The sequence below is a fragment of the Microcystis sp. Msp_OC_L_20101000_S702 genome (assembly GCF_007095705.1).
Lineage (GTDB): Bacteria > Cyanobacteriota > Cyanobacteriia > Cyanobacteriales > Microcystaceae > Microcystis > Microcystis ichthyoblabe_A.
The window spans coordinates 19,516-43,980 of record NZ_SFBO01000103.1 but is presented as its reverse complement, the minus strand read 5'-3'; the positions used below and the strand labels follow the sequence as shown (position 1 = coordinate 43,980).

General features: G+C 43.2%; 22 protein-coding genes and 2 pseudogenes. 10 read left to right on the top strand and 14 right to left on the bottom strand.

Annotated elements, in window-relative coordinates; genetic code table 11:
• Positions 1-116 precede the first annotated feature (116 nt).
• From EWV60_RS23225 to tig, 9 genes and pseudogenes are all read right to left on the bottom strand, one after another.
• Positions 117-1,511: pseudogene (locus EWV60_RS23225) on the bottom strand (cysteine peptidase family C39 domain-containing protein); the annotation flags it as partial.
• A 57-nt stretch (positions 1,512-1,568) separates the two neighbouring features.
• Positions 1,569-2,147, bottom strand: coding sequence for a helix-turn-helix domain-containing protein (locus tag EWV60_RS11595; RefSeq protein ID WP_002737810.1), 579 nt, complete (start codon positions 2,145-2,147; stop codon positions 1,569-1,571).
• Between the two features lie 487 nt (positions 2,148-2,634).
• Positions 2,635-2,859 (bottom strand): peptidylprolyl isomerase, encoded by a 225-nt coding sequence (locus EWV60_RS11590; RefSeq protein WP_016516288.1) that lies wholly within the window; start codon positions 2,857-2,859, stop codon positions 2,635-2,637.
• Between the two features lie 15 nt (positions 2,860-2,874).
• On the bottom strand, positions 2,875-3,732 hold the full coding sequence (locus tag EWV60_RS11585; RefSeq protein ID WP_287232368.1) for an alpha/beta fold hydrolase: 858 nt from the start codon (positions 3,730-3,732) through the stop codon (positions 2,875-2,877).
• A gap of 5 nt (positions 3,733-3,737) precedes the next feature.
• Positions 3,738-4,067: a type II toxin-antitoxin system PemK/MazF family toxin gene (locus tag EWV60_RS11580; protein WP_016516286.1), complete on the bottom strand. Its 330-nt coding sequence runs from the start codon at positions 4,065-4,067 to the stop codon at positions 3,738-3,740.
• A complete protein-coding gene (locus tag EWV60_RS11575) occupies positions 4,045-4,251 on the bottom strand; it encodes a hypothetical protein (RefSeq protein ID WP_002737934.1) in 207 nt (68 codons plus the stop codon). Before EWV60_RS11575 ends, EWV60_RS11580 begins: the two co-directional genes overlap by 23 nt.
• A gap of 21 nt (positions 4,252-4,272) precedes the next feature.
• The gene (clpX, locus tag EWV60_RS11570) at positions 4,273-5,607 is read right to left on the bottom strand and encodes an ATP-dependent protease ATP-binding subunit ClpX (RefSeq protein ID WP_069475722.1); all 1,335 of its coding nucleotides are present in this window, start codon (positions 5,605-5,607) and stop codon (positions 4,273-4,275) included.
• Positions 5,608-5,614: 7 nt separating this feature from the next.
• Positions 5,615-6,316 carry an ATP-dependent Clp endopeptidase proteolytic subunit ClpP gene (clpP, locus tag EWV60_RS11565; RefSeq protein WP_002736918.1) on the bottom strand — a complete coding sequence of 234 codons (702 nt, stop codon included), beginning with the start codon at positions 6,314-6,316 and terminating at the stop codon, positions 5,615-5,617.
• Between the two features lie 446 nt (positions 6,317-6,762).
• Positions 6,763-8,157, bottom strand: coding sequence for a trigger factor (gene tig / locus EWV60_RS11560; protein WP_287232364.1), 1,395 nt, complete (start codon positions 8,155-8,157; stop codon positions 6,763-6,765).
• Positions 8,158-8,481: 324 nt separating this feature from the next.
• Between tig and EWV60_RS11555 the strand changes: the two genes are divergently transcribed.
• The 5 genes from EWV60_RS11555 (at position 8,482) to dxs (ending at position 15,603) form a co-directional block, all read left to right on the top strand.
• Entirely contained in the window at positions 8,482-9,519 is a 1,038-nt protein-coding gene (locus EWV60_RS11555; RefSeq protein WP_287232362.1) for an aspartate-semialdehyde dehydrogenase, read from the top strand.
• A 288-nt stretch (positions 9,520-9,807) separates the two neighbouring features.
• A complete protein-coding gene (dapA, locus tag EWV60_RS11550) occupies positions 9,808-10,698 on the top strand; it encodes a 4-hydroxy-tetrahydrodipicolinate synthase (protein ID WP_069475724.1) in 891 nt (296 codons plus the stop codon).
• A gap of 242 nt (positions 10,699-10,940) precedes the next feature.
• On the top strand, positions 10,941-12,689 hold the full coding sequence (locus tag EWV60_RS11545; protein WP_287232360.1) for a ribonuclease J: 1,749 nt from the start codon (positions 10,941-10,943) through the stop codon (positions 12,687-12,689).
• A 159-nt stretch (positions 12,690-12,848) separates the two neighbouring features.
• Positions 12,849-13,619, top strand: a complete 771-nt coding sequence (larB, locus tag EWV60_RS11540; RefSeq protein ID WP_002777893.1) for a nickel pincer cofactor biosynthesis protein LarB — start codon at positions 12,849-12,851, stop codon at positions 13,617-13,619.
• A 73-nt stretch (positions 13,620-13,692) separates the two neighbouring features.
• Positions 13,693-15,603: a 1-deoxy-D-xylulose-5-phosphate synthase gene (gene dxs, locus EWV60_RS11535; RefSeq protein WP_002777891.1), complete on the top strand. Its 1,911-nt coding sequence runs from the start codon at positions 13,693-13,695 to the stop codon at positions 15,601-15,603.
• Positions 15,604-15,671: 68 nt separating this feature from the next.
• Here the strand turns inward: dxs and EWV60_RS11530 are convergent, their stop codons facing one another.
• Positions 15,672-15,836, bottom strand: coding sequence for a type II toxin-antitoxin system VapB family antitoxin (locus EWV60_RS11530; protein ID WP_016516282.1), 165 nt, complete (start codon positions 15,834-15,836; stop codon positions 15,672-15,674).
• A gap of 280 nt (positions 15,837-16,116) precedes the next feature.
• Between EWV60_RS11530 and EWV60_RS11525 the strand changes: the two genes are divergently transcribed.
• The 4 genes and pseudogenes from EWV60_RS11525 (at position 16,117) to EWV60_RS11510 (ending at position 17,356) form a co-directional block, all read left to right on the top strand.
• Positions 16,117-16,344: a hypothetical protein gene (locus EWV60_RS11525; RefSeq protein ID WP_016516281.1), complete on the top strand. Its 228-nt coding sequence runs from the start codon at positions 16,117-16,119 to the stop codon at positions 16,342-16,344.
• Positions 16,331-16,762 carry a type II toxin-antitoxin system VapC family toxin gene (locus tag EWV60_RS11520; RefSeq protein ID WP_004160482.1) on the top strand — a complete coding sequence of 144 codons (432 nt, stop codon included), beginning with the start codon at positions 16,331-16,333 and terminating at the stop codon, positions 16,760-16,762. Before EWV60_RS11525 ends, EWV60_RS11520 begins: the two co-directional genes overlap by 14 nt.
• A 7-nt stretch (positions 16,763-16,769) precedes the next feature.
• The gene (locus tag EWV60_RS11515) at positions 16,770-17,006 is read left to right on the top strand and encodes a DUF433 domain-containing protein (RefSeq protein ID WP_002758607.1); all 237 of its coding nucleotides are present in this window, start codon (positions 16,770-16,772) and stop codon (positions 17,004-17,006) included.
• Positions 17,003-17,356: pseudogene (locus EWV60_RS11510) on the top strand (DUF5615 family PIN-like protein). Before EWV60_RS11515 ends, EWV60_RS11510 begins: the two are co-directional and overlap by 4 nt.
• A gap of 82 nt (positions 17,357-17,438) precedes the next feature.
• On the opposite strand, the gene vapC reads toward EWV60_RS11510, so the two are convergent.
• The 4 genes from vapC to EWV60_RS11490 all read right to left on the bottom strand — a co-directional run bounded on the left by vapC (position 17,439) and on the right by EWV60_RS11490 (position 22,201).
• Positions 17,439-17,753, bottom strand: coding sequence for a type II toxin-antitoxin system VapC family toxin (vapC, locus tag EWV60_RS11505; protein WP_287232354.1), 315 nt, complete (start codon positions 17,751-17,753; stop codon positions 17,439-17,441).
• Positions 17,750-17,944, bottom strand: coding sequence for a type II toxin-antitoxin system VapB family antitoxin (locus tag EWV60_RS11500; protein ID WP_002752171.1), 195 nt, complete (start codon positions 17,942-17,944; stop codon positions 17,750-17,752). Before EWV60_RS11500 ends, vapC begins: the two co-directional genes overlap by 4 nt.
• Positions 17,945-18,337: 393 nt before the next feature.
• Positions 18,338-20,437: a serine/threonine-protein kinase gene (locus EWV60_RS11495; protein ID WP_287232351.1), complete on the bottom strand. Its 2,100-nt coding sequence runs from the start codon at positions 20,435-20,437 to the stop codon at positions 18,338-18,340.
• Between the two features lie 426 nt (positions 20,438-20,863).
• Complete coding sequence (locus EWV60_RS11490; protein WP_002777880.1) at positions 20,864-22,201, bottom strand: proton extrusion protein PcxA; 1,338 nt, start codon at positions 22,199-22,201, stop codon at positions 20,864-20,866.
• 78 nt (positions 22,202-22,279) lie between these two features.
• Here EWV60_RS11490 and EWV60_RS11485 point away from each other — a divergent pair, with 78 nt between their 5' ends.
• Complete coding sequence (locus EWV60_RS11485; RefSeq protein ID WP_287232349.1) at positions 22,280-24,370, top strand: PD-(D/E)XK nuclease family protein; 2,091 nt, start codon at positions 22,280-22,282, stop codon at positions 24,368-24,370.
• Positions 24,371-24,465 lie beyond the last annotated feature (95 nt).

Below are 24,465 nucleotides of genomic sequence, written 5' to 3'. Positions count from 1 at the left end.
TGGCTCTCGGGGTTTAGGTCTCTAATCAATCTCATTGTATTTTCCTGCTGCTTCGTTTTTTTATGTATTATACTTCTTAATTTTTTATTTGGGTAATTAATTTTGCATGACTACTTAGATAGGGCTTCACCCGTTAGAAATCTCTCAATCTTGCGGTTTTCCTGCACCCTGGCCATGATATCCCCCACATAGCGAAACTCAAAAAAACGCAGGGGTAATCGGAAAGTGTGGGTAATAAATCCCACAATCATGGCTAAATTTACTTTGTTGGCAGTGTGGTCGAGGAGATATTGTCGTAACCCAGTCAAAGCAACCCGAAATAAACCAAAAATGACTAACCCTAATCCCACAGCCGTTAAGGTTAATGTACTGCCTTGAACAACTACCCGGTCGAGGAGTAACTGAGTAAATAGTGGGGTAACTAATCCGAAAATTTGAATGACTAAGGAAGCAATAAATACTTCTAGTAATACTTGACCGTGAGGACTGGCTAAATTAAAAAATTGCCAAAATGGGGTAGTATGATTTTTGAGTTCCTTGATTAAAGCTGTCGGTTGTAGGAGTAGTGTATAACCCTGCCAACCTGTTTTAAATTCTGGATATGTTAAACTCCGTTGACCAATAGCAGGGTCAGCAACAATGACTTGATTGCGAGTGATTTCATAAACGACAATATAATGATTACCTTCCCAGTGAGCGATTGCGGGTAATTTTTGTTTAGCTAGTTGGTCAATACTGGCTTTAACTGGTCTAGTGGAAAATCCGATACTTTCCGCCGCAGCGGATAGTCCTCGCAAAGAAGCCCCATTGGCATCTACATTAGCAATATCTCGAATGCGGTTGACACTAAACTTTTTGCCCCAATAACGGGCAACCATTACTAAACAAGCAGCACCACAGTCAGAACCACTTTGTTGCTCAAAAAAAGGATAGCGTCTAGTAATATGCTGCCATAGATGAGTAACGCGCTGAGTGGGGCTAGGGAAATAAGCCTTGTTAACTTTTTGCTTGTGGGTTTTTAGATATATTTCATCTTTGATTGTGCTAATTCACGCAATTAGTTCCTGGTCGTCGTTTACGGATAAATCTAGTTGAGTATTGATGGAAAATTTACTTTTTTGTTCATTATCTTTAGCGGTAGCTAAATTGTACAAATACTCCTTAAATCGGGAATTTTTATGAATGATAGAGCGCAAAACTTTACCAGGAATATAACATAGCTCTGCTTGAGGCGAAACCCTGACAGCATAATCTAAAAAACCGGCTTCAGGAAACAAAGTACATTCCCCAAATAGTTGAGCCGGATGCAGGGTGCTAATTAAGTCCAGGCTACTGTTAACCAGTCTTACTTTGCCAGCGACCAAAATATATAAGCCATCGGATGCTGAGATACTTTCCAACAACAAACCGGGGTTAGGTTTTGAAAATTCAGCCGACTCAACTAAACTGGCTAAATCCTCTTCTGATAAAAATTGACCGATTAGACCAGATAGATATTCTTTGGTAGTCATTTCTCCCTCGATAGTGTTGCAAACACTTAATAGCACTTAATAGATTTTTCATGATGATTAAGAAAATGCCACCTCCTCTGGAATGTCCCTAATCACAATGCCGCTTTTACTGGATTTTTTCGGCTCATTTTTTTCAAGGTTATTCGATTTTGGTCTGGTAGATAAACCCATTTGTTTGAGTAGTCTGTTGATATGGCGATCGCTGATTTTAATTCCTAATTCTGCGCTCAGGTGCTCGCTGAGTTTCTTAGCAGTCCATCGGGAAGCCGAATAACTAAAATCACGGTGAGGGACTTTAACTTCTCTAGGGCTTTGACTGACTAACTTCCTCAAACGCTGCAAGCATTCCTCGTCTACAGTTTGAGGTCTGCCAATTGGGCCACTATTCCACTGGTGAGCCTGACCAGACTTGGCGAGGGTTATCCAATGGCGTGCTGTACTATGGGAACAGCCCAACTCTTGGCAAATTTGGGTTTGGGTTTTACCCTCATCTGCCAGCAGCATAATTTGAATTCGTTGAAAATGGCGCTTAGACAACCCTTTTTCTAGGCTTTTTTCTAAGTGTTTTCTCTGAAAAGCACTGAGAAATCGACCAGAGTTATTGGGAAAATTAATACCAGTTTGAGATGATTTCATAAGCTGATACTCATTGGCATTAGAGGATTTTGGACAATCTGCGACATCTTTGCAAAACAAAATTTGGCGTTGCGTATTTGCGGTATAAATCAATTAGACACGGGTATTACCTCGTACTCGTAGAACAGATGGTGGGCAGTTAGCACGGTGTATGTCGCCCATGCTTTTTGAGCATTATACCAGATCCTTCTGGTTTAAGTAGTCGGACATAAGTTTTCGCTGCTGTATAAAGTTTTGTAAATAGGGTAGAAAGCTGTATGCAGCAGCGAAAACCGCCTCTTTTACATTCCTTAACATAGTGTTGTTCATTTATGGCTCTTCTGGTTTCTGTGTGGAAACGAGGTCTATACTGATAGTTTCTTCTTTCAAAATAGTCCTAAAAGTCCTGACCAGTAAGCATTTAACCTTACATAAGCAAAAATTATCACACAAATTTGAGAAGAGCCCAGAAGGTAAGAGGTAGTTAGATATGTGTAATTAATTTTGCTTAGGTACTTATCATCCAATTCCGCTGTATAATTTCCTCCACTAAAATCAAGCTTATCCCTTTAGCTTTCACAATAGGTTTAAGCAACTGAGGAGGTTTCGTAGCAAACACAGCAGCAGATATTTCTGGTTTTAAATCCTGGCGACGCTGTACCCCCAAATATCCGCCCTGACGGCGTAACTCTTTATCCTCAATATACTTGTCAGTCACATCATTGAAACTCATTTCCCCTAGCAAACCCTAATTAATTTCCAAAAAATCTTGCAATTTTTTTAGATAAGTAGGGGCATCTTCTAACATGGGAAAGTGAGCAGTATTAGCCATCTCCACATACTGGATATTATTATTCAAATCCGCCGCCATTTTGCCCATTTTGGCGGGGATAATAATGTCTTTTTCCCCCGATACTAAAAGAGTTGGTATCTTAATCTCGGCAAATTTACCAGGCATAATTTCCACTGCCTTTTTACTCACAGATGTATAAATTGTGCCTAGGGCGGCATCATAATCTGCCGCTAAAAAATCTTCTAAAAAAGCAATTCTTTCTGATTTTGGGATCGATCGATGCAAAAATCTCGCCATAAATAATCGATCGGCAAAAGGTACTTTTAAAAACCAATCATAACGAAACTGTACCACATACTTACCGAATTTATGGAAGGCAGCAAAAGCCGCTTTATTATACTCAAAAATGCCATTACAGGTTAAAATTGCTTTGACCACTCTTTCGGGGTACATAGTAATAAAAAAAGTCGCCACCGATGCCCCCATAGAGTGACTATTAAGATAGACTTTTTCAATTTCCAAACTATCTAAAAACAAGGCCAAATCAAGGGCATATTCTTCTAAATCGTAGGAAAGCTCGGAGGATTTTTCCGGCAATTTAGACCGACCAAAACCCCGCATATCGTACAATAAACAATCAAAGCGATCGCAAATTGCCGCAGCTGTTGATCGCCAATAGCGTCCCGATCCTCCCCAACCATGAATAAACACCATCACCGGCTTTTTCTGGGCAGATTCCGACTGTCGAATCCACTCGTAATAGTGGGGAACACCGCGAACAGTGATTGTTTTATCGATTATTTGAGTTTTCATGATAGTTAGATACCTAGCCATCCTCGTAAAGAGTTTTGCAAACGTCGCGCATCTGTGTCCGATAGTCGTCCGATTCTCTTAAGGAGTAAATCTTGTTGGATTGTGTATATCCCCCGCTTAACGGCCGTCGGTACATTCAATCCCTCGTTCTCCCAATCTTCCAGCAAAAACTCGCCCTCCAGTAAATTATTGATGCGACTGGTAAGGGGAACCAGAAAAACATCCCGTGAACGGTGAGGAGAACTAACAATGATAACCGGTCTGATTTTAGCGTCCGCTAAATCTGAAAAAGGATAACGAACGAGAACGATTTCAAGCTTCGAGTAATCGTTCATAGATGTCGTCTTCCAGATTATCCCAAATCTTAGCCAGTGCAGTTTCGCTGACTTTTTGCCAGAAATCCGAGTTTGTCTCCTCCGGGATGAGGGTGACTAAAACCCTAGTACCCTCTGGAATCGGCACGGATTCGAGGAGTTCGATCCGGCCTTCTTTGACAATTGCGGGAACGGTATTGAGCATGGTTAACCTCGATTTTTCCCCTTAAGCGGATTCTTGACTGGGTAGAGAGGAAGGATGAACCAATAGATCTGCCGTGGAACGTTTTTCCACCATTTCGCGGGTGATTAAACAGCGTTTCACGTCCTTGCGCGAGGGCAATTCGTACATGACATCGAGCATTAATTCCTCGACAATACCCCGTAGGGCCCGGGCCCCAGTTTTGCGACGATAGGCCTCTTGGGCGATCGCTAGGACGGCATCAGATTTAAACTCTAACTGTACATTGTCCATCTTCAACAGTTTTTGATACTGTTTCACCAAAGCGTTGCGGGGTTGCGTCAGGATAGCGATTAAAGCTTCCTCATCCAGGGGTGAAAGCGCCGCTAGGACGGGAATCCGACCGACAAACTCCGGAATCATGCCAAATTTGACTAAATCATCGGGAGTCATTTGTTTTAATAACCCTGCCGCTACCTTATCCTTACTAACTTGGCCATCTCCCGGTTGAATAAAGCCCATGGATTTTTTACCGAGACGCTGATCGATCACCTTATCTAAACCGACAAACGCCCCACCGCAGATAAACAGGATATTGCTGGTGTCAATCTGAATACAATCCTGATAGGGGTGTTTGCGGCCGCCTTGGGGGGGAACATTGGCGATCGTTCCCTCTAACATTTTCAGTAAAGCTTGCTGTACACCTTCTCCGGACACATCCCGGGTAATCGAGGTATTTTCGCTCTTACGGGCAATTTTATCGATTTCATCGATGTAGATAATGCCCCGCTGCGCTTCTTCCACGTCTAAATCTGCCACTTGTAACAGACGCAAGAGAATATTTTCCACATCTTCCCCCACATAACCGGCCTCGGTTAAAGTGGTGGCATCGGCGACAGCAAAAGGTACATCGAGGATTTTAGCCAGAGTTTGAGCTAGAAGGGTTTTTCCCGATCCTGTGGGACCAATTAACAGAATATTGGATTTTTGCAGTTCGATGCTATCTTCTGGACTACCGCCACCGGCTTTTTGGGTTTGGATATCTTTGAGGCGTTTGTAATGGTTATAAACGGCCACCGAAAGCACTTTTTTCGCCTCATTTTGACCAATAACGTAGTCATCGAGGTGTTTTTTAATCTCTCTTGGTTTGGGAATTTGTTCCCAAGTGGTTTTGTTTTGGCCCGATCGCCGTTTGTTGGGACGTTCCTCCACTGGGGCGACCGGACTGGGCGGTTCCATTAATTCCTCATCGAGAATTTCGTTACACAGTTCCACACACTCGTCACAGATATAGACCCCCGGCCCGGCGATTAATTTTCGCACTTGTTCCTGGGATTTGCCGCAAAATGAACACTTGAGGTGGGAGTCGTACTTAGACATAGTTTATTTACAGGGAAGTAACGGGAACGGTAGGATCGGGCAGTTCGGGACGGGAAATCACCAGATCGATTAACCCATATTCTTTGGCTTCGACGGCCGACATGAAAAAGTCCCGTTCGGTGTCGTTGGCGATGCGATCGTAGGGTTGACCGGTGTGGTGAGCCAGCATGGTATTGAGTCTCTGTTTAATATAGAGGATCTCTTTGGCCTGGATGGCGATATCACTAGCTTGACCTTGGGCGCCGCCGAGGGGTTGGTGAATCATGATCCGGCTACTGGGTAGGGACATCCGTTTACCTGCTGCGCCGCCACAAAGCAGGAATGCTCCCATACTAGCGGCTAAACCGAAACAAATTGTCGCCACGTCGGGGCGAATTTGTTGCATGGTGTCGTAGATAGCTAGTCCGGCATAAACGGAACCGCCGGGGGAGTTGATATAGAGTTGGATATCTTTTTCGGGATCTTCTGCCTCCAAGTAGAGGAGTTGGGCGACGATCGAATCAGCGACCTGATCATCGACGGGAGTTCCCAAAAAGACAATTCTCTCGCGCAGGAGTCGAGAATAGATATCAAAAGCCCGTTCACCCATGCCAGACTGTTCGATTACCACGGGTAAAACGTTAGCTAGGGAGTTTCTTCCCGTGTTGGCGTAGATAGCAGGGCGACAATTACTGGTAATTGGGTAGTCAGGTGATCTCGATTCGAGCATAATTTTTTCGGTTCCGCTATCACAATCTTAGGGTTTTTGCTTGGCTGTGGAGCTTTGACTGGCAAATGTTAAGCATCTTTAGCACTTCTGTCCATCTATTATGCCCTAAGTTTTCCCCGGTTGGCAGGAATCAGTGATCAGTTATCAGTGATCAGTTATCAGTTATCAGTTATCAGTTTTAGACACAGCAAGCCTTTTAGGGATTTAAAGAACATTTAAAAGGGGGTTTTTGGGGCAATTCTGAGTGTACTATCATGCCTAAAAGCCTGAAGACTCGTAAAATGAACTTGTTAATCCCGTTGAATTTTACCCCGTATTACGTGAACTAAAACCTGAAACCCTTGCTACAGCGCAAATTTAGAATTGCTGAGTTATCAGGGAATGGGGGAATGGGGGAATTCAACCAATACCCCAACACCCCAACACCCAACACGACTGCTAACTCCTTACGGTTCTTCCTCGGCTGCCAACACTTCCACTTCGGTGAATGCGAAGGTTTCTTCTGTTTCCTCCTCCTCGCTTGTTTCTTCCTCTAGGGAACCTTTGGGGACGAGGGTGATAGTAGCTTTTTCCTTCAGCCATTCCAGGGTGTTTTCTGCCAGCATTTCTTCGGTGATCACCTGTTCCAGACGCTGCCTATCTATGTCGCGATCGGACAATTGGGCCATGATATTAGCGATTTTTTCCGTTACCGCTTCGGGACTGACTTCAATGCCTGCGACTTTAGCCAATTCTTGCACCACGAGAGTCTCTTTTAGACTTTCGATCGCATCGGGACGGGTGCTTTCCCGCATTTTGGGAATATTATCTTTTGTAAACAACTGGTTGACATCTAGCCCCATTTGTTGAAATTCCATGAAGCTTTGGGTCAAAATATGCGTCACTTCCTTTTCGATCAGCGTCTCCGGTAAATCTAAAGTGGCACCCTTAACTAATTCCTTGGTTAAAGCGTCATAAATGCTTTCTTTGGTTTCCTTCTCCGCTTGTTCTTGGAAGCGTTTCTCTAAACTTGCTCTTAATTCGGCGATTGTCTCCTGATCGCTGACTTCTTGGGCAAAATCGTCGTCAAGCTCTGGTAATTCCTTCGCTTTTAACTCTTTCATCGTAATGGTAAAGATTACCGCTTTTGCTGCCACATCCTCTTTGGGATAATCTTCTGGGAAAGTTAAAGTCATCTCTTTGACTTCTTCCGGTTTCATGCCGATGATTCCTTCCACCATCCCCTCGATAAAGCGTCCTGCTTCCATATCCACCTGCAGATCTTCGCCGTCAATATCTGGGATATCTTCGCCAGTTTCGGCGGATTTTCCCCGATAATCAACAATCGCCACATCTCCTAGCTGCGCCCCGCGATCTTCCACGGGAACCAATGTCGCTAACTGTTCTTGACGCTCTTTAAACCAATTTTCCACGGATTCGGGATCATAAACGGTTTCTTCGGCAGTAACGCTCAGATTTTCGTAATCTCCGAGAATAATTGTCGGGGCCACATCCACGGAAACTGAAAAAGTCAAAGCTTTACCCGGTTCATAGGCAGCGATCAAATCCTCAAACTTAGACAATAGCTGCGGAGTACCCAGGGACTCGATCCCCTCCTGTTTTAGGGCAGATTCGAGACAATTTTCGATTAATTCCTCAATTACCGCCGCTTTTACAGCTTTAGAACCCAATCTTTGCAGAAGAATCTGACGGGGAACCTTGCCGGGGCGAAAACCGGGTATATTGGCCGACTTCGCTAAATTATTTACCACTTTCTCGTGGGTGTTTTTCGTGGTTTCGGCGGGAATTTCAATTTCTAAACCTATCTGACTGGCAGGAAGCTTTTCCTGAATAACTTTCATTGATTTTTCTAGCTCTTACGACAAGGAACGTTTATAATAGGGTGAGCGGTGTTTACGCCTGCGGTGGATCCGTCCCGCTCATGATATTCTAGGGGAATAGCTGCAGTTGTTCCCCAAGCTGTCACAATCTTTTTATTTTAGCGGTCAATGGGGTATATTTAACTTATTCCGTCCTTGGGGCAGTTAAGCCCAATCAGAAAATTTTGCTGATCAAAAGCCGATCAATCCAAGCTTGAGAATAACTCGGTGGACAAAAAAGATTTTTTATTTTAACGATTTCTTCGGATCATCATCATCACCCAACTCGTCAGGAGGTCACACAATTTGAGTCAAAAAGTACGGGTCGCTATTTTAGGGGCCACTGGGGCCGTGGGAACGGAATTGCTAGAGTTATTAGCTAGTCGTCAATTCCCTCTCGCTAGTCTAAAATTACTGGCTTCCGAGCGTTCTGCTGGAAAAACCCTCGATTTTCGGGGCGAAAGTCTCCTAATCGAAGCGGTAAACGAGCGCTCTTTTCAGGACGTGGATATTGTTCTCGCTTCTGCGGGGGGGTCTACCTCGAAAGCTTGGGCGAAAACTATTGTCGAGTCGGGTGCAACGATTATCGATAACTCCAGCGCTTTTCGCATGAATCCCGAAGTGCCTTTAGTTGTCCCGGAAATCAATCCCGACAGTGTGGACAATCACCGGGGCATTATCGCTAATCCCAACTGTACGACAATTCTTTTAGGAGTGGCGATCTGGCCTCTCCACCAAGTACAGGCGATCGAGCGAGTAGTAGTTTCTACTTATCAGTCCGCTAGTGGTGCCGGAGCGCGAGCCATGGAGGAGGTAAAACAGCAAGCGCAAGCAATTCTTGACAATCGACAACCTCCCACTAATTCCTTCCCCTATCCCCTCGCTTTTAATCTTTTTCCCCACAATACCCCAATTAATGGCCAAGGGTACTGCGAGGAAGAAATGAAAATGGTCAACGAAACCCGCAAGATTTTTGCTTGTCCAGAGCTGCGGGTTAGTGCCACCTGTGTGAGGGTTCCCGTCCTGCGGGCCCATTCGGAATCGGTTAACCTAGAATTTAGTCGGCCTTTTTCTGTGGTGAAGGCCAGAGAAATTCTTGAGTCTGCTCCGGGGGTAAGATTAGTGGAAGATTGGGACGCTAATTATTTTCCCATGCCAATTGATGCCACCGGTCGCGATGAAGTATTAGTGGGACGCATTCGTCAAGATATCTCCCATCCTAACGGTCTAGAATTGTGGCTATGCGGCGATCAAATTCGCAAGGGTGCGGCTTTAAATGCTGTACAAATTGCCGAGCTTTTAGTTAAGAAAAATCTCGTCGGTTCAAGATTTGCAACAGTTTGATAATTAAGCGATCAGCCATCAGCTAAATCAAGGCGATAATAATTAGAAAAATAGCTAATTAACCGGATAAGTAAAGTCTGAAAGCTGATTGCTGATTGCTCAAAAACTGATAATAAAGGCCGAACCTAAAACCTAATTTGTGAAGCTAAAAGCTTGGATGTACTTAGTTTCTAACCTTCTTTTTAGGTAGGAGGATTGCTAGATTCTTTCTGTTGCCTCTTGCCTTGAGAAGCTGATAACTGATAACTGATAACTGATAACTGATAACTGATAACTGATAACTGATCAATGAGTGAAACATATTTTGGACGAGTAATTACGGCGATGGTGACACCCTTCACCGTCGAGGGTCAAGTTAATTATGCCCTGGTGGAAAAATTGGCCGATTATCTAGTTACTCACGGTAGCGATGGTATAGTGGTCTGTGGGACGACGGGAGAATCACCCACCCTAAGTTGGCAGGAAGAATACGAACTATTTAGTATTGTCAAAAAAGCGGTTAATGGTCGGGGAAAAGTGATCGCGGGGACGGGTTCTAATTCCACTTCCGAAGCGATCGAAGCGACCCAACAGGCTGCTAAACTGGGTTTAGATGGTTCTTTACAAGTGGTTCCCTACTACAATAAACCTCCCCAAGAGGGTTTATATGAGCATTTTCGCGCCATTGCCAAAGCTTGTCCCGATCTGCCAGTAATGCTTTATAATATCCCCGGTCGTACTGGTCAAAATATGACCCCGGAAACGATTATTAAACTGGCAGCAGTTGATAATATTGTGGCGGTAAAAGAAGCTAGTGGTAATTTAGAACAAACCTGCAAGATTTACTGTCATACTCCTGAAAATTTCGCTATTTATTCCGGCGATGATTTTCTCACCTTACCCCTAATGACCTGTGGTGCGGTGGGAGTGGTCAGTGTTGCTAGTCATCTAGTGGGAGAAGAAATTCAAGGAATGATTCAAGCTTTCTTAACTGGAGATGCGGCCAAAGCGATCGAGATTAATTTGAAATTATTTCCCCTGTTTAAAGGTTTATTCTGTGCCACTAATCCAATTCCAATTAAAGCGGCCTTAAATCTAGTCGGTTGGGAAGTGGGGGGTCTAAGACTTCCTTTATGTTCCTTAAGTCCAGAGTTAGAAGAAGGATTAGCAAAAATCATGCAAGAATTGGCTTTAATCTAGAAAAATACTAGAAATTCTTGCCCACTAAACTGGGATTTTTCGAGAAAGTAGGTTATAATATTAATAGCTTCACTAGAAGAAAAGAAATATAGTTTAGAACAGCCAGAAAGTATTGATACTAAGTGAATTTAACTAGGTGTTGTTTACCTAGTTCGACTTATTCTAACTATTCATTTTTTGAGATTTCCCGTCCACAAAACCAACCTGAAAAATCACCATAACTTACCATCAAAGGATACCTAATGAGTCAAGATAAAACCCAAGCAAAACTAAAGATCATTCCCCTAGGAGGATTACACGAAATCGGCAAAAACACCTGTGTTTTTGAATACGATGATGAGATTATTCTCCTGGATGCTGGTTTAGCTTTTCCTTCCGATGATATGCACGGGGTCAATGTAGTCCTTCCCGATATGACTTATCTAAGAGAAAATCGCCATAAAATTAAGGGTATGATCGTCACCCACGGTCACGAAGATCATATCGGTGGTATTCCCTACCATCTCAAACAATTTGATGTACCAATTATCTACGGTCCGCGTCTAGCGATGGCTTTATTGCGGGATAAATTGGAAGAAGCAGGATTAGCAAATCGTACCAAATTAGAAACCGTAGTTCCTCGGCAAATGGTGCGTTTAGGTAAATCTTTCATGGTGGAATATATCCGCAATACCCACTCGATCGCCGATAGTTTTTGTGTAGCAATTCACACTCCTTTAGGGGTAGTTATTCACACAGGAGATTTTAAAATTGACCATACTCCCGTCGATGGCGAATTCTTTGATCTGCAAAAAATTGCCGAACATGGCGAGAAAGGGGTTCTATGTTTATTGAGTGATTCCACTAACGCGGAAGTACCCGGTTATACTCCCTCGGAAGCTTCCGTTTATCCCGGTTTAGAGCGGGTTTTTAACCAAGCAACGGGACGGATTATGATCACTACCTTTGCTTCCTCGGTGCATCGGATTAATCTGGTGTTGAAATTGGCCCAGAAATTTAACCGGAAAGTAGTGGTAGTGGGTCGATCGATGTTAAATGTCATCGCTCATGCGCGTAATTTGGGGTATATCAAATGTCCCGACGATCTATTTGAACCCTTAAAAGCGACCCGCAATTTAGCCGATGAAAAAATCGTTATTTTAACCACAGGATCCCAGGGAGAAACTTTAGCGGCCATGACGCGGATTTCTAAGGGTGAACATCCTCATATTCGCGTGCGTCAGGGGGATACGATTGTCTTTTCCGCTAATCCGATTCCGGGTAATACGATCGCTGTGGTCAATACAATTGATCGCCTGATGATGCAGGGTGCTAACGTGGTTTACGGACGCGATAAGGGAATTCACGTTTCTGGCCATGGTTCCCAAGAAGACCATAAATTGATGCTATCTTTGACCCGGCCGAAGTTTTTTGTGCCAGTGCATGGAGAACACCGAATGCTGGTCAAACACGCTCAGATGGCCCAAAGTATGGGGATTCCCGCCGAAAATATGGTAATTGTCAAAAATGGTGACACGATCGAGTTAACTGGCGATCGCATTAGCCTCGGCGCACCAGTGCCATCGGGAATCGAGTTAGTCGATCAAGCGGGTGTGGTCCACGAACACATTATGCAGGAAAGACAACAGTTAGCCGAAGATGGTGTGATTACGATCGCCGCCTTCGTTAACGCTGAGGGACAATTAAGCGCACCTCCAGAGATTAATTTGCGCGGTGTGGTGACAAAAGTGGAAATCTCGCTGCTGAATCAGTTAATTATTCGGGCGATCGAACGCTGTTTAAGCGATCGCAGTAGTGAATTTAAAACTGCCACGGGGGACCCAGATTGGGCCGGTTTGCGGGCCGAAATCGAGACGACTTTGCAGCGTTTAATCAAACGGGAGTTAAAGAGTCAACCTCTAGTGATTTTCCTCCTGCAAGCGGCGGCAACGGAACCAGCGAACAATCGTACTTATCGCCGCCGCCGTCCGGCAGCCACCATGGCCTCCTAATATCAGTGATCAGTAAACAGTGATCAGTAAACAGTGATCAGTAAACAGTGAAAAGATGGCAAGAAACTGCTATTTAATACTGGTCACTTAACACATACTGCTCACTTAAAACTCAAATCTGATAACTGATAACTGATAACTGATAACTGATAACTGACCATGTTCCATGCTGCCGATTTGCGATCGCTGCTGACCGCCGTTGCCAGGGGAGAAATTAACCCGGAGACAGCCTTAGATAAACTTAAACATCTGGCCTTTGAACCGGTGGAAGACTTTGCTAAAATTGACCATCATCGTCAATTAAGAACGGGATTTCCGGAGGTTATCTGGGGACCGGGTAAAACCACCGCTCAAATTGCCCAAATTATCGGTGTATTGCGTCAAAATAGTCCCGTGGTTATGGCCACCCGCATTGAAGCAGAGATAGCAGTCCAGCTACAGGAACAGGTAACAGACTTAGTTTATTATCCCTTAGCCCGCATCTGTGCCATTGCCGCAGCTGCTCCAGAAAATCCCCCAAAAGGGATAATTTCCATCCTAACGGCGGGAACTGCCGATATTCCCGTAGCGGAGGAGGCGGCGGTTACTGCTCAATTATGCGGTTTTTCCGTGCAGCGTCTCTGGGATGTGGGAGTAGCGGGAATTCATCGCCTCTTGAATCATCGCCATCTACTGGATGCTGCTGATGTGTTAATTGTTGTTGCGGGAATGGAAGGAGCCTTACCAAGTGTGGTAGCGGGATTAGTTGATCGCCCGGTGATCGCCGTTCCCACCAGTATCGGTTACGGAACCAGTTTCGGCGGTATTGCTCCTTTGTTAACTATGCTCAATTCCTGCGCGGTCGGCATCGGTGTGGTTAATATAGATAATGGTTTTGGGGCTGCCATGTTAGCCGGCCAAATTTTACGCACGGCGGCCAGATTAGCCTAGATTTTCCTTCATCTCAGACTGAAAATCCTATACAGTTGGTATAGGGATAAACTACTTTGAAAAAGAAGCCGATATGCACCTAAGTGAAATTACTCATCCCAACCAGTTACATGGTTTATCACTCCGTCAATTAGAAGATATTGCCCGTCAGATTCGCGAAAAACACCTCCAGACGATCGCCGCTACCGGTGGACATTTGGGACCGGGGTTAGGAGTCGTAGAACTAACGATCGCCCTTTACCAAACCCTCGATCTCGATCGCGATAAAGTCCTTTGGGACGTGGGACACCAAGCTTATCCGCACAAACTCCTCACCGGTCGCTATAACGATTTTCACACCCTGCGCCAAAAAAATGGCGTTGCGGGCTATCTAAAACGTTGCGAGAGCAAATTTGACCATTTTGGGGCTGGACACGCCTCCACGAGCATTTCTGCGGGGTTAGGAATGGCTTTAGCCCGGGATGCCAAGGGGGAAGATTTCAAGGTAGTATCGATCATCGGGGATGGCGCTTTAACCGGGGGTATGGCCCTAGAAGCGATTAACCATGCCGGACATTTACCGAACACCAACATCATGGTTATCCTCAACGATAACGAGATGTCCATTTCCCCCAACGTCGGGGCAATTTCCCGCTATCTCAATAAAGTGCGTCTGAGCGAACCCGTCCAGTTTATCGCCGATAATCTCGAAGAACAATTGAAACACCTACCCTTCTTCGGTGACTCCCTCACCCCCGAAATGGAACGAGTCAAAGAAGGGATGAAACGGTTAGCAGTTCCCAAAGTCGGCGCTGTCATTGAAGAATTGGGCTTTAAATATTTTGGCCCGATTGATGGTCATAATATTCCCGAATTAATCGCCACTTTTAAACAGGCCCATAAGGTCCAAGGACCGGTTTTCGTCCACGTTGCCACCGTTAAAGGCAAAGGCTACGAATGGGCCGAAAAAGATCAAGTGGGTTATCATGCCCAAAATCCCTTTAATTTAGCCACGGGTAAACCGATTCCCTCCAGTAAACCGAAACCTCCGGCTTATTCCAAAGTTTTCGGGCATACTCTCACCAAATTAGCGGAAAATGACCCGCGCATTATCGGTATCACCGCCGCTATGGCCACCGGGACAGGATTAGATAAATTTCAGGCAAAACTGCCGAAACAGTATATCGATGTGGGAATTGCCGAACAACACGCGGTTACTCTCGCTGGTGGTCTTGCTTGCGAAGGAATGCGCCCGGTTGTCACCATTTACTCTACTTTCCTGCAGCGGGCTTTTGATCAGATTATTCATGATATCTGCATTCAAAATCTACCGGTTTTCTTTTGTATGGACCGGGCCGGTATTGTCGGGGCTGATGGACCGACCCACCAAGGGATGTACGATATCGCCTACCTGCGTTGTATCCCCAATATGACCATTATGGCCCCGAAAGATGAGGCAGAACTGCAAAGAATGGTCGTAACGGGGATTAATCATACCAGCGGACCCATTGCCATGCGTTATCCCCGGGGCAACGGTTTAGGGGTTCCCCTGATGGAAGAGGGTTGGGAAGCTTTACCCATCGGTAAGGGCGAAATTCTCCGCAGTGGCGATGATATTCTCCTGTTAGGATACGGCACTATGGTCAACACTTCCCTACAGGTGGCCGAAATCCTCAGCGAACACGGCATCGAAGCCACAGTGGTTAATGCTCGTTTTGTCAAGCCCCTTGATACAGAACTTATCTTTCCCCTTGCTCAACGTCTTGGTAAGGTGGTGACTTTAGAAGAAGGTTGTTTGATGGGTGGTTTTGGTTCTGCGGTTTTGGAAGCTTTACAGGATGCTAATATTCTAGTTCCAGTCAAGCGTTTCGGGGTTCCCGATAAATTAGTGGACCACGCAACACCAGAGCAATCCTTCGCTGATTTGGGTTTAACCAGTCCCCAGATTGCCCAACAGGTTTTAGCGGCATTTTTTAGCCAAAAACAAACCGCTAACGTCGGTTAAAATCTCAAGATTAGCTTGGCCAGTTTTCCTGAAAAATTAGGGAAGACTGGCTTTTTTGCTCTAGATAGTTAATGAAGACTGCCGGCAATAAATAGTGAGGGGAACGAACCACAGAGACACAAAGATCGATCACTACTATATAAGTTAAATTTATCACACAAAGAATAGGAGAGTCCAGTAGCTTTAAGAGCATCAGCCATGAGTTGGTCATCAATGACAGTGTTAGTTCTCATAGTATCCCTAGTTGTGTATAGTAGATTAAACCTCTTGCATAATTAATTTGTGAGGGTTCAAAAATGAGAAAAAAAGTTAAATTTTGTCAAGAAATTGCTTAAAGTTTTCTAAAGCCACTTGACTTAAAGACAGAATTGTGTACAATCTTTCATCGGTAATTTTACCCGGAGTGCTGTGTATGGTTTCATCAGTTCATCTTATGGCTTCTGGCTGGGATTTAGCAGTTTTTGTTTTAAAGCTAACCTTTGAGCAAGAGCAGAATAGGAGGATATGTCAACCATGTTAACCACTGATCTAGAGATAAGACTAGCAGCTTTAGAAGCTGAAGTAGCACTGCTTAAGCGTTTGCTACCTACTGTCAGCGAAACTCCCTGGTGGGAAAAAATTGTCGGCACTTTTGCTGAAGATCCGGTTTACGAAGAGGCAATGCAGTTTGGTCAAGAGTACCGTCAGTCCCTAAAACCATTAGCTGAGGAAGCATCCGAACCCTCAAATGTATCTCCTTGACACAGATCATATTACTATTCTCGATCGCGGGGGTCAACCGGCACAACAATTGCTGAAAAAACTGGCTGCTATTACGAGCAGCGAAGTTGCCACCACAATTATCACCTACGAAGAACAAATGCGGGGATGGCTCAGTTACATAGCCAAGACCAATTCGATTGAAACCCAAGTTGTTGCCTATCGAAGGCTAGAAAAGCACCTCGCTAATTATCGCACGATTCCCATTGTCGGCTTTGATGAAAAGGCAGGTCAAGTTTTTCAAGAACTTCGGGTAACTTACCCTCGTTTGGGTTCGATGGATTTGAAGATTGCTGCTATCTCAATGGTTAATCAGGCTATCCTGCTGACGAGAAATCTCTCAGATTTTGGGCAAATTGCCGGTTTAAGAGCAGAAGATTGGACGATTACAAGCAACTGAATTACCTATGGAAAACCAACTTTGGCAGCGAATCACCCTCGATTTAAATATCTGTCATGGCAAACCTTGCCTTCGAGGATTGCGTTATCCTGTTGAATTTATCCTAGAATTACTTAGTTCTGGCATGAGTATCGAAGACATTTTAGCCGACTACGATGATTTGGAACGGGAGGATATTCTAGCGGCGTTATTGTTTGCCACTCGATTAACTCAGGTAAAAAGCATCTACCAAATTGCACCATGAACTTTTTAGTCGATGCCCAATTGCCAGTTCGTTTAGCCCGTTTTTTGCAAGCTGCTGGTCATGATACAATTCATACTAAAGATTTACCCCAACAAAATGCCACGACAGATACATAAATTAACGCTCTTTCAATTCAACAAAATCGAATTGTTATTACCAAAGACACAGATTTTCTCGATTCATTTTTAATTAGTCAAGAACCTTATAAGCTTCTGCTAGTGACTACGGGTAATATTACGAATGTTGAATTAGAAGCATTATTTCAGAATAATCTAACCCAAATAAAAGCACTTTTTACTCAACATTCCTTAATAGAAATGAGTCGCAACTCAATCATCGTTCATCATTAGTAGTAGGACAAGCTGAAATTAGCTTTAAGTGCTTCACGAAAGGAATAAAATCTTTATCTGAAAAAAGGAGCGGAAGATTATTTTAAATACAAAAGGAGGCAACAATAACATCAGCAGTTTTTCTAATAGTTATCCCCTTCTTGCGTAACTGGCGATAATTGTCCGCGCTTTTCAATGCCATTCTCAAACCTAGTAAATCATAAATAGTCAGTGAAGTTAGTAAGCGATAGGCTATTTGATAATCCTTATCACTCCTAAAACCTTGGAGAACTTCGGTGAGAATAATATCACCAATAGCTATCGGCTCAACTCCCAGCAATAAATCAAGTTCTGTTGTTTCCGTAGTATTATAACCATTGAAATAATCAATCCAAACACTAGAATCCACAAGAATCATTGATTGTGCCTCATTTCCTCAAGGTTTCCTTCCCATTTAAGCTTACCTTTAAAGGCTTTAATTTTCTCCTGTTGTTTGAGCCGAATCAAAGTCTTAAGACCCAATTCAACAACTTCTTGTTTAGTCTTTAAACCAGTAGCTTTAAGAGCATCAGCCATGAGTTGGTCATCAATGATAATGTTAGTCATCATCCTATTCCTAGTTGTGTATAGTAGATTGTTAATATACACATTATATAGGGTTTGCTGAATAAATGTGAGATGTAAGCAAGGTAGAGATTTTGTGGCTTTTCTCGCAAAACAGGTGCAAGATTGTGAGAGAATCGTCGTTCAAAATCTTGCGTCTTTATCGGCCCGCGTCCTGTAGGGGCGAAGCATTCGGACAATAACCTATCGGTGAAACTGTAGATTTTCTATCCGAATGCTTCGCCCGTACTTTTTGCCGCATACCCTATTTAGGAGAAAACTGCTCGATTCAAAAATTTGAGCCAAAACCCAATATTTTTAAAGACATCGGTGCAGTTTCCCGCAAGTGTCGCTCATTTTTGATAGACAAAAGTTATTGCTGTCACCCCAAACACAACTTTACTGTCCCACCCGCCAAATTTTGATAGTTTTGTCAGCACTCCCACTAGCTAAATAGCGGCCATCGGGACTATATGCTACTGAATAAACCCCGTTAGAATGACCAGTAAGAGTACGCAATTCTTGTCCCGTTGCTACCTCCCAAATTTTGATAGTTTTGTCACCACTCCCACTAGCTAAATAGCGGCCATCGGGACTATATACTACTGAAGTAACCCCGTTAGAATGACCAGTAAGAGTACGCAATTCTTGTCCCGTTGCTACCTCCCAAATTTTGATAGTTTTGTCACCATTCCCACTAGCTAAATAGCTGCCATCGGGACTATATACCACTGACCAAACACTACCAGAATGACCAGTAAGAGTACGCAATTGTTTTCCCGTTGCTACCTCCCAAATTTTGATAGTTTTGTCATCACCCCCACTAGCTAAATAGCGGCCATCGGGACTATATACTACTGAGCTAACCCAGAAAGAATGACCAGTAAGAGTACGCAATTGTTTTCCCGTTGCTACCTCCCAAATTTTGATAGTTTTGTCAAGACTCCCACTAGCTAAATAGCGGCCATCAGGACTATATACTACTGAGTTAACCCAGAAAGAATGACCAGTAAGAGTACGCAATTGTTTTCCCGTTGCTACCTCCCAAATTTTGATAGTTTTGTCATTACTCCCACTAGCTAAATAGCGGCCATCGGGACTATATACCACTGAACTAACCCAGCTAGAATGACCGGTAAGAGTACGCAATTGTTTTCCCGTTGCTACCCCCGAAATTTTGATAGTTTTGTCACCACTCTCACTAGCTAAATAGCGGCCATCGGGACTATATACCACTGACGAAACCGTATCAGAATGACCAGTTAGGGTTTTATCTAAGAAGCGAAGACTAGATAAATCAGATATTAATAATTGAGGACTAGCAGGAAAATTTTTATATTTAAAATAACCGTAAGCTTGCGTTATTCCTACTCCTAATAACAAAACTCCACCAAGAGCTATTATTCTATTTCTCAGATTATTATTTTTAACCGGTTGTGCTGGTGTTTTTTTGGGTACAGGTGCGGGTGAAACCGGCGGAGAAGGATTAATCTTAGGCATAACCGGCGGTTGTTTTTGAGTTACAACAGGCTGCGGATTTGGTGGTGGTGGAGATGGTTTATTAGGAGTTATAGTAGGTGACTTTAATTGCCGTTCAATCTCATCCAAACGCTGTAAAATAACCCTAGTATTAGCCGGTCTATTCTTTGGCAATCTTCCCATCAACTCATCAATAAAATCCAACAATAACGGGTGAATATTTTCCGTTTCTTCTCGCCAAGGTAAAACATCATTAATCGGATCATAAATTTCTAAAGGATGTTTTCCGGTTAATAAATGCACAAAAGTTCGTCCTAAAGCATGAAAATCTGATTGAATCACTGCTTGACCATGTTGTTGTTCATTGGGGGTATATCCGGCTGAGGTAATACCTGTCACCTGTTGACCTTTTACCTTTTGATGATAGGTTTGGGTTTCTTCCCTTGCTGTGCCAAAATCAATTAACACCAACTCGCCACTATTCCGCAGCATAATATTAGGGGGTTTAATATCTCGATGCAGCCAATTCTGTTGATGAATTTTATCGAGAATTAAAGTAATTTCTCTCAGCCATTTTAAGGCTCGTTTTTGACTTAACTTATCATACTGCTTTAGCCACTGTTCTAAATTAATCCCCTCCACTTTTTCCATAACTAAACAGTGTAATATTTTCCCCTCCCTTGTGGAATATTGAAAATAGGCATCTGCGCGAGGAACACCGGTGACATTTTGACGACTCAACTCTAATAAAACGTCATATTCCCGTTTAAATAATTCCACTGCCTTCGGTTCATTATTCCATTTTTCTTGTAAGACCTTGAGGATTTTGGCTGTAAAACCTTCAAAAGCCTCATAAACAACGCCAAAACCGGTCGTATCACTCAATAACCGACTTACCCTATATTTACCATTTAACAACAACTCAGAGCCGCAACTTTGACAGTAACGAGTATTCGAGTTATTATTACTCGGATGGTCTGGTTGATAACAATTGGGATTAATACAGTAACAGGGTTTCATCTCGGCTATCAGTTATTTTATTGGGTGAATAATTGCAAGTTTTCCCTCCCTGACCTTGATAGCATTTTATCATAAGTAAGTAGTTATGATTAAATTGAAGAGAGATATTGCATTTTTCAAAACGTCGTGCTTTGTAGGTTGATTCATGAATCAACGCTTCCTAGGGTTCTTTCACTCTCTCCAATGTCATTCTCTCCAATCCTTATCTGGCAACGTTTTTAGTCGATTTATCGGAATAAATAGCTGAAAACCCCCCCGTGCATTAGTTTTTCGGAGGGATGCTTACAAACAGCTGCTGATATATCTGTAATAATTTAAGAGTCACTGATAATTGCTGATTGTCGGTATTTCTGCAAATGTGAGATGCAGCCAAATTATCCCTCCAAATTAGAAGGATAAATTATCAGTTTTCTCCCGGATTTTACCCTATTCATTCATATTACGATAGGTAGCCACTGCCGAGGGAGAAATGCGATTGAGATAACGGAAAATCCAATATTTTAAGACTGTATCCAAGATAACGGGAAAAGTGGCGATAAAGAGAAAATTAAACTGGCGATTTTCTGGTAAACCGAAATGACGACTTAACCCTTCTAGGATCACTTCCCAACCGTGGGGAGAGTGGAAACCGACAAATATATCGGTAAAAAGAATAATTAAAAAAGCTTTAGCTGAATCGCTAAGATTATAGAGAATGCCATCCAGAAAAGACTTGACAATCTCAATTTCTCGACGACTAAAAGCGACAACACAACCAAAGGCAATCAGGGAACAAATATCGGCGAAAATATTAGCGATCGCATTTAAACCTCGTTGGCGAAATTCTTCACTTAGTACCGCTGCTTTTTTGGTAATTTCTCCCTCGATTTCTTCGTTAGATAATTTGGGTGCTAAACCAATCATACCTCGAAAATGTAAAGCTTCCTCAAATCTTCTCAATTCCGAAAAAGCTTCTTCTTCTAAATCCTGATTGATAAAAATAAACTGTTCCTGTTGTTGGAAATATTTATTAACCAAGGGGGTAATCAGGAAAGTTTTGGTTAATTGCTGGGTCAATAAAGGAACAATAATTAACAGTAAAATAAACTTGAGGGAAATGGCTGTTTTATAACGAGAATTGCGAAATTTCTTTAAAACTGCCTCCTCCGATTCCTCCGCTTGGGGATCAATTTCCTGTTTAATGCGATTAAAAGTGTTGACAAAAGAACGGGGCAAAACCCCCGGTTTTTCCGTAGCTTTTTGGGATTTATTACTTTTGATTATTTCCTCATCTTCAAGACTACCCGCCGCTAAAAAAGAGCGATTTCTCGAAGTTTTATTTTTGGCTGTTTCCTGCTCAAAATTTCGGTTCTGGAGACTTTTGGGGACATCTTCAATATCTTCTTGCCAATAATTATCTTGATATTTTCCGATAACACTATCGATAAACTGAAGTTTTTTCAGACAAACATCTGTGGTGACAGTAATCACCCCATTACTAATTGTCGGTTGATTGGGTCCGAAGGTATTCACGATCGAGCGACTAGCTTTAAACTCCGTCAATCTGACTTTAATTTTTTGCAGATAACCTTTAACTTCTGCGATAAAATAGGAATTAGTGCTGCTGCCATAATTCGAGAACCCATTCGCCACTTTTCGCCCTTGAAAATGCTTGTCTTCTATCTCCTTAATCTTCAAAGCTGCATGATACGCCTCATCTAAAGAACGTTCAGGAGTTTGTAATAACCATTGATTAACACCTTGCAAAATCCGATTAAGATTCATAGAAAACAATTACTTCCACAAGGGAGAAAAGCTAGAGTACCGATCAGTCATCTTAACAAATACAATCGAGAAAAAACGATGTCAATCATACCAATTTGGATCGAAGGTGGCACGCGATCAGGAAAAACCACCACTTTAGTCGGGGAATTTCGGCGCTGGGTGTCTCGCGATCGCTCAAAATCATCCCCCCTTCCTCGATCGATCTTAGTTTTCGCTGCCAACGATGATAATAAACGGGAATTAGCCGATCGATTAGCCATTGCTGTTAGGGGTAGCTATCCGATTCTCTGTAAAACCCCTTTAGGTTTTCTCACCGATGAAGTCATCCTGTTTTGGCCGTTAATTTTCGAGTTTTTGGAGCTAAAAGCGCAATTTCCCCGCCGATTACGCCCAGAAACGGAGCAGGAACTCGCCACCCGTCTCTGGCAACCAGCAATCGCCGAATTCTTCCAGCTTACTAGCATAAATGAATATCGTTTCGTGCGTCAAGTTCTCGATCTGTTACAATTAGCCGGCGCTAGTGGTGTTCCCGCAGAAAAGATACCCGAAAGATTAGCCGAAGGATTATCAGAAACAGATCTAAAACGAGTTTTAGCGATTAATGAGCAGGAAACACCAGAAAAAGTGGGAGAATTAATCATTCAATGGCGTGATTGGTCTCTAGAACGTGGTTTATTAAGTTATGGTATCATCTACGAACTCTATTGGCGCTATTTATTCCCTGATAGTCGCTATCAACAGCAACTATTAAAACGCTTCCGGGGAGTTTTTGCGGACGATGTGGACGATTATCCGGCTATTGCCAAGGATTTACTCAGTTTTTTCCTCGATCATGATTGTTTTAGCGTTTTTACCTACAATCCCCAGGGAAAAATTCGCTTAGGATTAACTGCCGATCCCGATTATCTACAAAAATTAGCGGCACGCTGTCAAATTATGCCATTATCCACCACTGAGGGGTTAGCCGCTCAGTTTAGCGAGACGATTATCTCCCTAATTAGCGACGGTGACTATCGTGGCAATCTTCCCGATCAATTCATCTCCCTGCAAACCACCTCTCGCGCTGAATTGTTACGGAAGACAGCCACAGCTATTATTCAAGCAGTCAAGCAAGGAGCAGTAAAACCCGAAGAAATCGCCATTATTGCCCCCGGTTTAGACGAAATAGCCCGTTATAGCCTGATGGAAATTTTAACTGGTGCCGGGATAGCCGTTCAACCCCTGAACGAACAACGACCCCTGATCAGTTGTCCTCTGATTCGGGCATTATTGACCCTTCTCGCCCTTGTTTATGAAAATTTGGGGCGTTTAGCCCCCCAAGAGGCTATAGCGGAAATGCTGGTGATTTTTAGCCGTTATCGCTGGGATGAAGAACAAAATTTAATTCCCGATATCGATCCGGTTCGCGCTGGATTAATTGCCGATTATTGTTATCAAGTGGATCTGGAAAATCCTCGTTTATTAGCGATCGAAACTTTTCCCCGTTGGGATCGCTTAGGACAAAAAGCTTGTACTGCCTACGAAAGAATTTGTCACTGGATCGAAGGGATGAAAAAACGGCAGCAGGAAGCCAAACTTTTCCCGATTTTTGTCTTAAATCAAGCGATCGAACAATTATTAAACGATGGGGAAAATTTGCCCTTCGATCACTTGGCAGCTTTGCGAGAATTAATGGAAACTGCCCAACATTTTTGGGAGATCGATCGCCGTTTGCGTGAGAGTGAACCCTCTTTTCAAAGTCCCAGCGAAACTATTAGTCAGTTTATCCAACTTTTGCGCCGTGGTACAATTACCGCTAATCCCTATCCTGTGCGACAATTTATTAAATCTTCCTCAGCAGTTACCCTAGGCAATATCTTTCAATATCGTTCTTTTCGTTCTAGTCATCGTTGGCATTTTTGGCTAGATTGTTCCTCCCCACTCTGGGAACAAGGAGGTGCTGCTACTCTTTTTGCTGCGCCAATTTTTTGGCGAAAAAGTCCCTATCAACCCTGGACAACGGAAGCAGAATTAGAGGAAAATCAGGGCCGTTTACAGAGAGTTTTAAGGGATTTATTAGCAAGGGTAAGCGAAAAAGTTATCCTCTGTCACAGTGATTTAGGAGTATCGGGAACCGATCAAACTGGACAACTTTTATCCTTAGTACAAGCGGCAAAAGAATATGATTAAGCACTAGAAAAAAATTAACTTCTTGGTTAGGAGAGGCAATAGGCAATAGGCAATAGGCAAAGGGGAGGTTAGATATGTGTAATTAATTTTGCTTA

Coding starts and splice junctions, on each gene's coding strand:
- EWV60_RS11490 (WP_002777880.1), bottom strand. CDS start 22,201: ATGAATCTTAATCGGATTTTGCAAGGTGTTAATCAATGGTTATTACAA.
- EWV60_RS11595 (WP_002737810.1), bottom strand. CDS start 2,147: ATGAAATCATCTCAAACTGGTATTAATTTTCCCAATAACTCTGGTCGA.
- dapA (WP_069475724.1), top strand. CDS start 9,808: ATGAGTGAAACATATTTTGGACGAGTAATTACGGCGATGGTGACACCC.
- larB (WP_002777893.1), top strand. CDS start 12,849: ATGTTCCATGCTGCCGATTTGCGATCGCTGCTGACCGCCGTTGCCAGG.
- dxs (WP_002777891.1), top strand. CDS start 13,693: ATGCACCTAAGTGAAATTACTCATCCCAACCAGTTACATGGTTTATCA.
- EWV60_RS11495 (WP_287232351.1), bottom strand. CDS start 20,437: ATGAAACCCTGTTACTGTATTAATCCCAATTGTTATCAACCAGACCAT.
- EWV60_RS11515 (WP_002758607.1), top strand. CDS start 16,770: ATGGAAAACCAACTTTGGCAGCGAATCACCCTCGATTTAAATATCTGT.
- EWV60_RS11525 (WP_016516281.1), top strand. CDS start 16,117: ATGTTAACCACTGATCTAGAGATAAGACTAGCAGCTTTAGAAGCTGAA.
- EWV60_RS11545 (WP_287232360.1), top strand. CDS start 10,941: ATGAGTCAAGATAAAACCCAAGCAAAACTAAAGATCATTCCCCTAGGA.
- vapC (WP_287232354.1), bottom strand. CDS start 17,753: ATGATTCTTGTGGATTCTAGTGTTTGGATTGATTATTTCAATGGTTAT.
- clpX (WP_069475722.1), bottom strand. CDS start 5,607: ATGTCTAAGTACGACTCCCACCTCAAGTGTTCATTTTGCGGCAAATCC.
- clpP (WP_002736918.1), bottom strand. CDS start 6,316: ATGCTCGAATCGAGATCACCTGACTACCCAATTACCAGTAATTGTCGC.
- EWV60_RS11500 (WP_002752171.1), bottom strand. CDS start 17,944: ATGATGACTAACATTATCATTGATGACCAACTCATGGCTGATGCTCTT.
- EWV60_RS11580 (WP_016516286.1), bottom strand. CDS start 4,067: ATGAACGATTACTCGAAGCTTGAAATCGTTCTCGTTCGTTATCCTTTT.
- EWV60_RS11485 (WP_287232349.1), top strand. CDS start 22,280: ATGTCAATCATACCAATTTGGATCGAAGGTGGCACGCGATCAGGAAAA.
- EWV60_RS11520 (WP_004160482.1), top strand. CDS start 16,331: ATGTATCTCCTTGACACAGATCATATTACTATTCTCGATCGCGGGGGT.
- EWV60_RS11575 (WP_002737934.1), bottom strand. CDS start 4,251: ATGCTCAATACCGTTCCCGCAATTGTCAAAGAAGGCCGGATCGAACTC.
- EWV60_RS11590 (WP_016516288.1), bottom strand. CDS start 2,859: ATGAGTTTCAATGATGTGACTGACAAGTATATTGAGGATAAAGAGTTA.
- tig (WP_287232364.1), bottom strand. CDS start 8,157: ATGAAAGTTATTCAGGAAAAGCTTCCTGCCAGTCAGATAGGTTTAGAA.
- EWV60_RS11530 (WP_016516282.1), bottom strand. CDS start 15,836: ATGAGAACTAACACTGTCATTGATGACCAACTCATGGCTGATGCTCTT.
- EWV60_RS11585 (WP_287232368.1), bottom strand. CDS start 3,732: ATGAAAACTCAAATAATCGATAAAACAATCACTGTTCGCGGTGTTCCC.